This is a genomic window from Paenibacillus sp. PastM-3, assembly GCF_029893965.1.
Taxonomy (GTDB): domain Bacteria; phylum Bacillota; class Bacilli; order Paenibacillales; family Paenibacillaceae; genus Paenibacillus_AQ.
Genome location: NZ_JARXXP010000007.1, coordinates 1 through 12,522, shown reverse-complemented (window position 1 = coordinate 12,522; position 12,522 = coordinate 1). Strand labels below are relative to the sequence as shown.

Sequence of the window (12,522 nt, the reverse complement as noted above, 5' to 3'; positions counted from 1 at the left end):
CCTGTCCCTGTGCACTTAATCCATTCTATGGGCGGCTCCCCCGGTATTATGATAAAATAGTTTCATCTTATGTTTTGATTTGAAGAGTAGAAGGGATGTGGGGATCATGAGCCCATTCGTGCATTTGCATGTGCACAGCGAATACAGTTTACTGGACGGCGCCGCGCGCATTACGGATCTCGTGCGCCGGGCCGGCGAATACGGCATGAAGTCGCTGGCGCTGACGGATCATGGAGTGATGTATGGGGCAATCCCCTTTTATAAAGCGTGCACAGCCGCCGGCATTAAGCCGATTATCGGCTGCGAAGCCTATCTGACAGCAGGATCGCGCCGTGAGCGGGGCAGCCGCAAGGATCAGCCGATCTATCACCTGATCCTGCTCGCGAAGAATGAAACCGGCTACAGAAATCTGATGAAGCTTGTCTCCATCGGCCATCTGGAGGGCCAGCATTACAAGCCGCGCATTGATATGGAGGCACTGGCCGCCCATGCCGAGGGAATCATCTGCCTGAGCGCCTGTCTGGGCGGAGAAGTGCCGCAGCATCTGCTGCACGGGCGCGAAGATGAGGCGCGTAAGGCGGCGCTGCGCTACAAGGAGATTTTTGGCGGCGACTTCTATCTGGAGCTGCAGGATCACGGCATTCCCGAGCAGAAGCGGGTGAATCCGCAGCTGATTGCTCTGGCAGCGGAGCTGGACATTCCGCTTGTCGCGACGAATGATGTTCACTATCTGGCCAAGGAGGATGCGGAGGTACAGGATGTGCTGATCTGTATCGGCACAGGCAAGACGGTGGACGATGAGGACCGGCTGAAGATTGGTACGGACCAGTTGTTCCTGAAGAGCGGAGAGCAGATGGCGGCGCTGTTTCCGCATGTGCCCCAGGCGATTGCAAACACTCAGGAAATTGCTGATAAATGCAATCTGGAACTGACGTTCGGGCAGCATATTCTCCCCGAATATTCCCCGCTGCCGGAAGGGCTGGATGCAGCAGCTTATCTGCGCCGGCTCTGCCGCAGCGGACTTGAAGCGCGCTATGCGGATACACCGCTGTGGGCTTCACCCGAGCGGAAGGCGGCTGCCGAGCAGCGCCTGGACTATGAGCTGGGTGTCATCGAGAGTATGGGCTTCAGCGATTATTTTCTGATTGTCTGGGATTTCATTGCCTTCTGCCACAAGAATGGTATCGTTACCGGCCCGGGCCGCGGCTCTTCGGCAGGCAGTCTCACCGCTTATACCCTGCGGATCACCGATGTTGATCCGCTGAAATATAACCTGCTCTTTGAGCGTTTTCTAAATCCTGAGCGGATTACGATGCCGGATATTGATATCGACTTCAGCGATGAGCGCCGTGATGAGGTTATCGCCTATGTGGTCGAGAAATACGGCAGGGAGCATGTGGCACAGATTATTACTTTTGGAACAATGGCGGCCAGGGCAGCGGTCCGTGATGTCGGCCGGGTGCTGAATCTGCCGTACAATGAGGTGGACAAGGCAGCGAAGCTGATTCCCGGACAGCTGGGAATCAGCATTGCGCGGGCACTTGAGGGCAGCCCTGATCTGAAGGCGCTGTATGAGACCAGCGGCAAGACCAGGGAGCTGCTCGACATGGCGATGAAGGTTGAAGGCATGCCGCGCCATGCGTCCACACATGCTGCCGGCGTTGTGATTTCCAAAGGGCCGCTGACCGATGCGGTGCCGCTGCAGGCCGGCAATGAGAGCACGGCGCTGACCCAGTATTCCATGGAGCATCTGGAGAGCGTCGGACTGCTCAAGATGGATTTTCTGGGACTAAGGACGCTGTCGATTATTGAACGCTGCATGAACTGGATCAGGGAGATGGACGGGGAGTCTCCCGATTTCCGCACCATTCCCGATGATGATCCGCTGACCTACGAAATGCTCGGGGCCGGCGAGACGACCGGCGTCTTTCAGCTGGAGTCTGCGGGCATCCGCCGTGTGCTGAAGGACCTGAAACCCTCGGGCTTCGAGGATGTCATCTCTGTGCTGGCACTGTACCGTCCCGGCCCGATGGAGTTTATCCCCAAGTTTATTGCCGGCAAGCACGGGGAAATTGCGGTGGACTACCCGCATGCCGACCTGACGCCGATTCTGGCGGATACGTACGGCATTATCGTATACCAGGAGCAGATTATGCAGATTGCTTCCCTGATGGCCGGCTTCTCGCTTGGTGAAGCAGACCTGCTGCGCCGTGCGGTGTCGAAGAAGAAGCGCGAGACGCTGGACAAGGAGCGCAGCCATTTCGTGGAGGGCAGCCTGCAGCAGGGCTATCAGGAGGCGGATGCGAATGCCGTTTATGATATGATCGTCCGGTTCGCCGATTACGGCTTCCCGCGGGCCCATGCCGCCGCTTACGGCGTGCTGGCCTTCCAGACCGCCTATCTGAAGGCGCACTATCCGGTACAGTTCATGGCATCGATGCTGACAGCGGTCATGGGCACCCACCGCAAGGTGGCCGAATATGTGCTGGAATGCCGGCGAACCGGCATCGGTGTTCTGCCGCCGGATGTCAACGAGAGCAGCGTGCTGTTTACTCCGGTTCCCGGCGGGGACGGGAGCAGCGGGCATATCCGCTTTGGGCTGGCAGCGGTGAAAAATGTCGGAACGCTGGCGGTGGAGAACATTATAGCCGTCCGTAAAGAGCGTCCGTTCGACAGCCTGCTCGATTTCTGCCGCCGTGTCGATTTGCGCGTCTGCAACAAACGCGTCATCGAATCGCTGCTCCAGGCCGGCGCCTTCGACCGGCTGCCCGGACACCGGGCCCAGCTGCTGGCCATGCTCGACGAGACCGTTGATGCCGCGGCCAAATGGCGCAAGGAGCGGGACGAGCTGCAGATCCAGCTGTTCGACGATCTGATTGAAACCCCGAACTGGGAAATCCGCTACCCGGATATCCCGAGGTTCAGTGTAACCCAGCAGCTGGAGCTGGAGCGCGAGCTGCTCGGGCTATACCTGTCCGGCCATCCGCTGGACGACAGTGCGGCTCTGCTTGAGGAGCCGGGCATCCAGCGGCTGATGGACCTTGGCGAAGCTGCGGATGAGAGCCAGACGGTTACGGCGGGGATGGTCGTCTCCGTCAAGGAGATTACGACCAAGGCCGGCAAGGCGATGGCGTTCATCCAGTGGGAGGACCAGATCGAGCGCTGCGAGGTCGTGCTGTTCCCGGAGGTGTGGAAACGCAGCCGCAGCCTGGTCGAGAAGGGTGCGCTGCTGGCCCTGCGCGCCAAGGTGCAGCAGGAGGACGAGGGCTTCAAGCTGCTGGCCGAGGAGGTCGCGCCGCTTGGCGCGGACGCTCTTCATGGCCTGCTGCAGCGCCGCAGCGCAGCTGCCTCCCGTCCGTCCGGTCCGGGGCGGACAGCCTCTACAGGAGCGCCGCGCAGCGCTCCTGCCCCGCGGGGCGGCGCCGGGGGCACCGGCGCGCCGCGCACTACTGCAGGCGGCGCAGCAGCGCCTGCAGCCCCGCCGGCCGCACCTGCGGGGGCGGCGGGAGGCGGCCAGCGTGTCTTTATCAAGATCACGCCGGCCGCGGAGAACCCGGCGCTGCTCTCGCGCCTGCAGGCACTGCTGCAGACCCATCCCGGGCCTGCAGCCACCCTGCTGTTCTATGAGCGCGAGCAGCGGGTGCTGGCGCTCAGCGACAGCTACCGGATCGAGCCGTCGCCGGAGCTGTTCGCAGCAGTTGAAGACATGCTGGGAGCCGGTACAGTAAGAATAAAATAAGAACATTTTCGCCCTTTTCCGCATACATTTAGGAAACCACAGGGAATGGTCCCGTGCGGAAAGGGGATTGACAACATGTCCTATCAAATGGCAACAGAACTGCTGGAACGCAGGGGAGTTACGTTATCGTCCATTGCTGAGATCGTATATATTTTGCAATCCAAATATTATCAGGATTTAACAGAGGATGAATGTATGTCCAGCGTGAAGTCGGTGCTCGGCAAAAGAGAGGTGCAGTACACGCTCATGACAGGCATTGCCCTGGATGAGCTGGCGGAGAAAGGGGCGCTTCCCCAGCCGCTGCAGGCGGTGATGGAGGCGGATGAATCGCTGTACGGCGCAGACGAGACGCTGGCGCTGGGGATTACGGGGGTGTACGGCATGATCGGGCTGACCAGCTTCGGCTACCTGGACAAAGTCAAGCTTGGCGTAATCGGCAGGCTCAATGATGAGCCGGGCAGAATCCATGTCTTCCTGGATGACCTTGTTGCCGGAATTGCCGCAGCCGCTTCTGCCCGGATTGCCCACCGCCATGAAGGGGCAAAGGTGTATCCCCATGTCACCGGTACGTCATAAGGGAACACCTAATAGCTGATGAATGCGGCCTCCTGGTCCCGCCTCCTCCGTTTTACTCCTGTTGCGGGAAAAAAGAAAACTGTGTTATCATGATTCCATTATACGCGGGATACGGCTGGGAATTGAGATCAGGGAGGCCTTGCAGGGCATGTGGACGGTAATTTATATAGCGCCAACCGCCAAAGTGGCGGATATGATTCAGAGCAGGCTTACGGAAGAAGGATTTCTGGTAAAGTGCCGTCCGATTAATATGTCCAAGCAACAGTTTGAGATACTGGTTCCTTCGGGGGAGCTTGAGGAAGTGCAGGAAGCCCTGAATCTGATTTTACATCCCTAATTAAATATGTATAAGTGCAGTAGTTGACAGCGGCAAGCTGCTGAATGCGCAAATAAACGGCTGAAGAGGTGCGACCCTTGTTCAAAGATTTATTTCAGAAAAAACGGAAGTACGCGACTATTCCTTCAGAACGTCTGGAGCGGAGCGGCGGACCGGCGGAAGGCGAACGCCCGAAGCGGGAGATTCCCGAAGGGCTTATGAGCAAATGCAGTAAATGCGGGACGATCCAGTATAGCAAGGAGCTGGAGAAGAACCTGAAGGTATGTCCGGCCTGCGGCCACCATATGCGGCTGAACGCGCTGGAGCGGATCGCCATGACGCTTGATCCGGAGAATTTCATCGAGTTTGACAGCGAGCTGTCGTCAGTGGACCCGCTGCAGTTCCCGGGTTATGCCTCTAAGCTAGAGCAGCAGCGCTCCAAAAGCGGACAAGTTGAGGCGGTAGTGACCGGTCAGGGCACCATCGGCGGCCATCCCGTCATTGTTGCGGTGATGAACTTTGAATTTTTCTCAGGCAGCATGGGCTCCGCAGTCGGGGAGAAGATTACCCGTGCGGTGGAGGAAGCAACGGAGAAAAGACTCCCGCTGCTGATTTTCTCCACCTCCGGCGGAGCACGGATGCAGGAGAGTATCCTCAGCCTGATGCAGATGGCCAAGACAAGCGCGGCTCTGGCCCGTTTTGGCGAGTCCGGAGGATTATATATTTCGGTCGTTACTGACCCTACTACCGGCGGTGTATCCGCGAGCTTTGCGAGCCTTGGCGATATTATTATTGCCGAGCCCGGAGCCGTGTTCGGCTTCGCCGGGAGAATCGTCATTGAGCAGACGATCCGCCAGAAGCTGCCGGATGATTTCCAGACGGCTGAATTCAACCTTCAGCACGGCCAGCTCGACCTGGTGGTGCACCGTAAGGAAATGCGGTCTACACTGACCAGGATTTTGGAGCTGCATGATGTGAAAGGGGGATTTTAGGTTGGCGGGAGAGTTGCCTTTTGAAATGCCTCTGGTAGAAATGCGCAAGAAGATTGCCGAGCTGAAGCAGTTCGGTGAAGAGAAGGGCATTGATTTTACGGATGAAATCATCCGGCTTGAAGAACGTTACCGCGTGCTTGCGGATGAAATTTACAGCAATATTTCCGCCTCCCAGAAGATGCATCTGGCCCGGCACCACGGACGTCCGACCTCGCTTGATCTGATCGGGCTGATTTTTACGGACTTCCTGGAGCTGCACGGCGACCGCCTGTTCGGGGATGATCTGGCCGTTGTCGGCGGCATTGCGAAGCTGAACGGTCTGCCGGTTACGGTAATCGGACAGCAGCGCGGCAAGGATACGAAGGACAATATCCAGCGCTTTTTCGGCAGCGCGCACCCGGAAGGGTTCCGCAAGGCCATGCGGCTGATGAAACAGGCGGAGAAATTCCGCCGCCCGATCATTACCTTTATCGACACCAAGGGAGCTTACCCGGGGAATACAGCGGAGGAACGCGGGCAGTCTGAAGCCATTGCGCGCAATCTCTATGAGATGTCCCAGCTGGCTGTGCCGGTCATCTGTGTCGTCATCGGCGAAGGCGGAAGCGGCGGGGCTCTGGCTTTGGCTGTGGGCAACCGTGTTCTGATGCTGGAGCATGCCATCTATTCGGCGATCTCGCCGAACGGCGCAGCCTCCATTCTGTGGAAGGATGCCTCCAAAGCGGAGCAGGCCGCCGAAGCGATGAAGATTACCGCAGCGGATCTCCTCGGGATGGAAGTCATCGAGGAGATTGTCCCGGAACCGCGGGGCGGCGCGCATCAGGACTACGAGACTGCTGCAGCCAACATCAAGGAGGCCCTGTGGCGCCATTTGCAGGAACTGTCCAGTCTGGATGCTGCAGAGCTCAAGGAGGACCGTTACCGCAAATTCCGCAAAATCGGCGAGTTTGCCGAAGGTACCCAAGAGTCTCTATTACCCGAAGAAGAAGTCCAGAACGTGGAGTAGAGTAACGGTTTCATTTGCACTTTCACACATATGGAAGTTCTTTCCGGTCTACAACCACGGAAGACTGGATTATACATTTATTGTCATAGCAATCATCCCGCAAATGCCGCGGGATGATTTTTATTTTGATGGCAGATTGCGTAAATTCGACGTATATTTACAGAGGAAACGCGCTGGAACATTGATTTTGTGTCCAAGTTGCAGTAATATTCATTAGGGCGTAGTAAAAGGTGCATGTGATATAGTTCCTATACAAACATTAAGCCTTATAGTAGATTTTGTAGTTGGAAAAAGTGAGACAGAGAGAACGAAAAAACGGAGGAAAACCTAATGCGGAAAAGTAAAATTGTATGTACGATCGGACCTGCAAGTGAATCGTTGGAGAATATCAAAAAATTGATTTTGGCTGGTATGAATGTAGCCCGTCTGAACTTCTCCCACGGCGACTATGAAGAGCACGGCAACCGGATCAAAACGATTCGTCAGGCTTCCCAGGAACTGGGCAAGACCGTTGCTATCCTGCTTGACACCAAAGGACCAGAAATTCGTACAGGCAAGCTGGAAGTAGAACCGATTGAGCTGGTTCAGGACGAGTACCTGACATTGACTACGGAAGAAATCCTTGGCGATCAAAACCGTATCTCTATCACTTACAGCGACCTTCCTAACGACGTTTCGGTTGGATCAACAATCCTGATCGATGACGGTCTTATCGGACTTACAGTTGTAGACATTCAAGGCACTGAAATCAAGACCCGTATTGTTAACGGCGGTACAATCAAGAGCAAAAAAGGCGTTAACGTACCGGGAGTTTCCATCTCCCTGCCGGGTATTACGGAAAAAGACACCAACGATATCATTTTCGGGATCGGACAGGACATCGATTTTATCGCCGCTTCCTTCGTTCGCAAAGCCAGCGACGTTCTGGAAATCCGTGCACTGCTTGAGAAGCACAATGCTTCCCACATCCAAATCATCTCCAAGATCGAAAACCAGGAAGGCGTCGACAACCTTGATGAAATCCTGGCAGTATCTGACGGTCTGATGGTTGCCCGCGGTGATCTCGGCGTAGAAATTCCTGCTGAAGATGTGCCATTGGCCCAGAAGCTGATGATCAAAAAATGTAACATAGCCGGCAAGCCGGTAATCACAGCTACCCAAATGCTGGATTCCATGCAGCGCAACCCGCGTCCTACCCGCGCTGAAGCGAGTGACGTAGCTAACGCTATCTTCGACGGTACTGATGCAATCATGCTGTCCGGTGAAACAGCTGCCGGGAAATATCCGGTAGAATCCGTACTGACCATGTCCCGCATTGCCGAGAAAGCGGAATCTGCCCTGAACCACCGTGAAATCTTCATGAAGCAGCAGATCGCGCAAGAAACAACGGTTACTGAAGCTATCAGCCAATCCGTAGCGATCTCCGCTCTGGACCTGAACGCTAAAGCTATTATTTCTTCGACTGTAACCGGCCACACAGCACGCGTGGTTTCCAAATACCGTCCTAAATCCCAGATCATCGCAGTAACGACTCAGGAAAGAACAATGCGTCAATTGGCGCTGGTATGGGGCGTAACTCCAGTATTCGGCAATGAAGCTACTACAACTGACGAACTGCTGGCTACTGCACTGCAAGGCGGTAAAGCTTCCGGTCTGGTAAAAGCAGGCGATCTCGTTGTGATCACTGCCGGTATCCCGCTGGGACGTTCCGGATCCACCAACCTCGTGAAAGTGGATACGATTCCTGCCGACTAAGACAGGCTTGATTTCCATAACGGATAAAAGACATAAGCAAAAAAGCAATGGTGCAATTCGCCATTGCTTTTTTGCTTGATATCACGGCTTTGAATGATTATATTTGATTGAGGGTTTTTTTGAGAGCGCTTGTTGCTTTGGTGCGGATAAAAACAGGGCTTTTCAGGTAAGCTTGCGAGAGGCCTTTAGGATATAGACGTTTTACTGTAAATGCATCGCCCTTGGCACTGGGACTCGAAGGTACGGCGACTGTAACCTTGTTCTGGATCATGATGCCGCCGTTTGCAGGCTTAAGCCTGGGGCTAATCCCGTTGACCCGACAGCAGCGGAAGCGTACAGATGAGGTACGGGCGAGATCGGCGACGGTTCCCCCGACCAGAGGTGCCTCCATGATCCATTCTGCAGAGGATTGCGGTCCGTTGTAGCGCTGGACTGTACGGAAGGTCCAGCGCTTGCTCAGATTGCATAGCCGGATGCGCCATTTACCGGGGCTGAGCTTTACGATGCTTGCCCGGATGAGGTCTCCTGGGGACACGGGAAGCCGAATGACGGTCTCAGCCTCGGGGAGAATCTCCCACCAGGCATAATAATGGACGGTTCCGTTCATGGATTCGTGGCCGGTGCCTGTCTGGATCAGACTGCTGTTTTTGAAGCCGTCGATTCCGATCCAGGCCGATGAATAAGTAGGCTTAGCCGTAGGTTTTACGTAGGGGACTGTCCACTCGGCCGAGATCCGCCGGAAGGCGCCTTTCTGGCCGGTGATGGCATATCCGCTCCAGTTGCTTGACGTCCAGCCGAAGCCGGAATTACGGGTCCGGCCTGTATTGGATTTGTCAGTTAGACAGGGCTGACTGCGCTGAAATCTATGAACTGTGCTCACTTGTCCACCGCCTTCAATAAGGTTCTGCTCTATCTAATGCAGGGAAGTCTCGTAAAGTATGGGTTATCTGTTAAAAAGGAATGGAGAGGACTACTAGCACCTATGGACAAACTAATGAAGCTGCGCGGCTTCTATCTTTTTTTGGGATTGGCAGGGGGCTCCTTCGGCTCATATCTGACTCTGCTGCTGAAGAATAACGGCATGGCTGTCAGCCAGATCGGTATGATGATGGCGGCCGGTACGCTGATTGCCATTTGTATTCAACCGGTGTGGGGCTTGATTGCTGACAGGTACAACCAGGCGCGACTTGTGCTGATTCTGAGTGTGGCCGTACCTGCAGTGCTGGCAGGCTTTTACCGGTTCGACTATTTTATCGTTATGCTGCTGATCTACACGGTGTCCACCATCTTCTCGGCTACACAGGCGCCTATCGCCGATTCTTACGCCATTGCAGCCGCGAACAGGGCCGGGTCATCCTACGGCAGCATCCGGATGATGATGAGCATAGGGGCGGCCGTAGGGGCCTATGCGGGCGGACAGTATATTGAGCTGTTTTCGGTATCGACCATCTGGCTGCCCTTCCTGCTTCTGAGCTCGGTAGCCGTAATATTCGCGTTGACACTGCCCAGACAGGCGGAAGAAAACCATATGATGAGCCAATCCTTTTCACAGGGTGTGAAGCAGCTGCTCAGCAACCGGATTTTTCTGGCTTTTCTCGGCGGATGCTTTCTGGTGAACCAGACAATGGCTGCGTTCGGCACTTATTTTGTAGTGGCTTTTCAGTCTGTGGGGGGGTCGGCGAGCTACGCCGGGATTGCCCTGTTTATCGCTTCTTTTACCAATGTGCCATCCATGCTCTATGCCTCCAAGGTTATCCGTAAGCTGGGACGTGAACGCACGCTGCTGATCGGAGCGCTTATATATGTGCTTCGCTGGGGCATTCAGGTGGCTTTTCCGTATCCTTCGGTTATGGTCGGAGTGCAGGTTCTGCATGGCCTGTCCTTCGGACTTTTCTATATTGCTGCGGTTGAATATGTATCCCAGATTACATCGTCAGAAATTCAGGCGACCGGCCAAAGCGTCTTTAATATTGTCTTCTCCGGGTTTGCGGGAATTCTCGGCAATCTGCTGAACGGACTGCTGCTTAGTAGCGGGGGTGTCGGGCTGATGAATCTGGCCTGCATGCTGAGTGCAGCTGTCGGATCTGTGCTGCTGCTATATGTGGCCAGAAGCTCGCGCCGCAAGGTGCAGCTGCCGGTGTCTTCGAACGGCTTGAGCCTGTGAACTCAGGCTTCGGGCTGCAGCTGTGCCTGCCATTGACTACAGAAAGGGGCGATTTGTTATGAAATCACGTGAACCGGTGCCGGCCAGCCGCTGGTACAGCACCGCTTTCCGCGTAAGATATCAGGAGACGGACCAGATGGGCGTTGTCTACCATGCCAACTATCTGAGCTGGTTTGAGAGCGGGCGGACCGAAATGTTCCGCGGGCTTGGCTTTGCCTACCGTTCGCTTGAGGAAATGGGTGTAATGCTTCCCGTGACCGCTGCAGATTTGCAATTTAAAAGTCCGGCACGCTATGATGATCTTATCGCCGTGTATGCGCGGCTCAGCGTCTTTTCGCCTCTGAGGGTTGTATACGAATATGAAATCCACCGGCTGGCGGACTTCACTGGCAGCGGTGCCGGCTACAGTTCCGGATCGGGCGTGACGTCTGGTCCATCGGATGCGCCGCTTGCGGGCGAGCTTCTGGTCAGCGGTTCAACCTCTCATGTCTGGCTGAACAGGGACTGGAAGCCGGTAAGGCTGGACCGGGCACTGCCCGAGCTGTACAATGCCATTACCGGGGCGCTGAGGGAAGAAGGAGGAACATAATGATTAGAAGCAAATGGCTGTGGGCTGCTATGTTTGTAATCCCGGCCGTGGAATTATTCGGGTTTATTTATGTGGCGGGTTTTATCGGTGCGCCCAAAACACTGCTCATCATGGTCGTTACATCGGTAATTGGCTTTTTGATGATGCAATTTGAAGGCAAAAAGGTGCTGCAGGACAGCAAGGTGCAAATGCAGGAAGGTAAGGTGCCTGGACGGACCATGCTGGACGGACTTTGTATCTTTTTCGGCGGCCTGATGCTGATCCTGCCCGGCTTCGTTACGGATATAATCGGTTTTTCACTGGTGTTTCCGCTGACCCGGCCGCTTTACCGGGTTTTTCTGCTGAAATGGATTGAGAAAAAAATGAAAAACGGCACCTTCACTTTTTACCGGAGGTAAGGCGAAGCTGCCGTTTGGAATGGATAGATAGCCGGGGTAGTTGAACCTAGTTACAATTAGCTCAAGTTTGTTGCAGCGTCCTTGTCCGCAATATGCGGCAGGGGCGCTTTTTGTTTGGTTAAGGGGGAAAAGGGTGGTGCTGCTGCTAGGAGCGGGTGAGTTCTGAAAACATTGTTGGCCTTCTTTTGTTCAGGGGGATGGGGGGATGTGTTCAGGTTGGAGTAAACATGGGCATTTGGTGGATAATGTGGCAAAGCTAAACGTTACCTCAGCAATACTTCAGCAATACCTCAGCAATACCTCAGCAATACCTCAGCAATACCTCAGCAATACCTCAGCAATATCTCAATATTACCTCGACATTACTTCGACATTACCTCAACATTACATCAACAATGGTCATTTCTACTATACCAGACAATATCGGCCAATACTGAAGAGCACCATACAATCCTGAATAGTACAAGGCCAATGCTGAAGAGCACCCGGACAATCCTAAATAGTACAAGACCAATGCTAAAGAGCACCGGTCAATCCTAAATAGTACAAGACCAATGCTAAAGAGCACTGACCAATGTTAAAGAGCACTATACAATCCTGAATAGCACTGGTCAATCCTGAACAGCACCGCAAAACGCCAGCTAAATAAATGCGAGACTGATGGATCAATTGTGTATGCAAATGTCTGGGGGTAACTGGTAGGGAAAAAGTAGCCGGGGAGCAGGTTAACGGACCGAGGCGACCTTATTTGATGTGTATGAGACACTCTGCAAAGCTAACGGACCGTAGAGCCCTTATTTCCTCTGAAATTGCTGTTTTGCAGTAAATATTTGCAAATAAAGGCTCTGGAGTCCGTTAGCTTGCTCAAAACACGATTATTGCGAAAATAAGGCAGTACACTTGCACCGAACCTGACATGAAAAAATAGCCCTTCACAAACAAATCGGTTCCCCCTAAAGTTGTAGTTACCACAGCCACAACTAAAATAGG

At 54.5% G+C, this 12,522-nt stretch carries 10 protein-coding genes; 9 read left to right on the top strand and 1 reads right to left on the bottom strand.

Annotated features, from left to right (window positions below; all coding sequences use genetic code 11):
• Positions 1-106: 106 nt before the first annotated feature.
• From M2108_RS12740 to pyk, 6 genes are all read left to right on the top strand, one after another.
• Positions 107-3,739 carry a DNA polymerase III subunit alpha gene (locus M2108_RS12740; RefSeq protein ID WP_277469958.1) on the top strand — a complete coding sequence of 1,211 codons (3,633 nt, stop codon included), beginning with the start codon at positions 107-109 and terminating at the stop codon, positions 3,737-3,739.
• Positions 3,740-3,814: 75 nt separating this feature from the next.
• Complete coding sequence (locus M2108_RS12735; protein WP_277469959.1) at positions 3,815-4,315, top strand: phosphatidylglycerophosphatase A family protein; 501 nt, start codon at positions 3,815-3,817, stop codon at positions 4,313-4,315.
• A gap of 148 nt (positions 4,316-4,463) precedes the next feature.
• Complete coding sequence (locus tag M2108_RS12730) at positions 4,464-4,652, top strand: glutamate decarboxylase (RefSeq protein ID WP_277469961.1); 189 nt, start codon at positions 4,464-4,466, stop codon at positions 4,650-4,652.
• Positions 4,653-4,729: 77 nt separating this feature from the next.
• Positions 4,730-5,623, top strand: coding sequence for an acetyl-CoA carboxylase, carboxyltransferase subunit beta (accD, locus tag M2108_RS12725; RefSeq protein ID WP_277469963.1), 894 nt, complete (start codon positions 4,730-4,732; stop codon positions 5,621-5,623).
• 1 nt (position 5,624) lies between these two features.
• On the top strand, positions 5,625-6,626 hold the full coding sequence (locus tag M2108_RS12720; RefSeq protein ID WP_277469964.1) for an acetyl-CoA carboxylase carboxyltransferase subunit alpha: 1,002 nt from the start codon (positions 5,625-5,627) through the stop codon (positions 6,624-6,626).
• 330 nt (positions 6,627-6,956) lie between these two features.
• On the top strand, positions 6,957-8,381 hold the full coding sequence (gene pyk / locus M2108_RS12715) for a pyruvate kinase (protein WP_277469966.1): 1,425 nt from the start codon (positions 6,957-6,959) through the stop codon (positions 8,379-8,381).
• A gap of 97 nt (positions 8,382-8,478) precedes the next feature.
• Here the strand turns inward: pyk and M2108_RS12710 are convergent, their stop codons facing one another.
• Positions 8,479-9,261 carry a G1 family glutamic endopeptidase gene (locus M2108_RS12710; protein WP_277469967.1) on the bottom strand — a complete coding sequence of 261 codons (783 nt, stop codon included), beginning with the start codon at positions 9,259-9,261 and terminating at the stop codon, positions 8,479-8,481.
• 102 nt (positions 9,262-9,363) lie between these two features.
• Here M2108_RS12710 and M2108_RS12705 point away from each other — a divergent pair, with 102 nt between their 5' ends.
• The 3 genes from M2108_RS12705 to M2108_RS12695 are packed head-to-tail and all read left to right on the top strand — an operon-like array spanning position 9,364 to position 11,532.
• A complete protein-coding gene (locus M2108_RS12705; protein ID WP_277469968.1) occupies positions 9,364-10,545 on the top strand; it encodes an MFS transporter in 1,182 nt (393 codons plus the stop codon).
• Between the two features lie 58 nt (positions 10,546-10,603).
• On the top strand, positions 10,604-11,134 hold the full coding sequence (locus M2108_RS12700) for an acyl-CoA thioesterase (protein ID WP_277469970.1): 531 nt from the start codon (positions 10,604-10,606) through the stop codon (positions 11,132-11,134).
• Positions 11,134-11,532 carry an FxsA family protein gene (locus M2108_RS12695; RefSeq protein ID WP_068729664.1) on the top strand — a complete coding sequence of 133 codons (399 nt, stop codon included), beginning with the start codon at positions 11,134-11,136 and terminating at the stop codon, positions 11,530-11,532. Before M2108_RS12700 ends, M2108_RS12695 begins: the two co-directional genes overlap by 1 nt.
• Positions 11,533-12,522 lie beyond the last annotated feature (990 nt).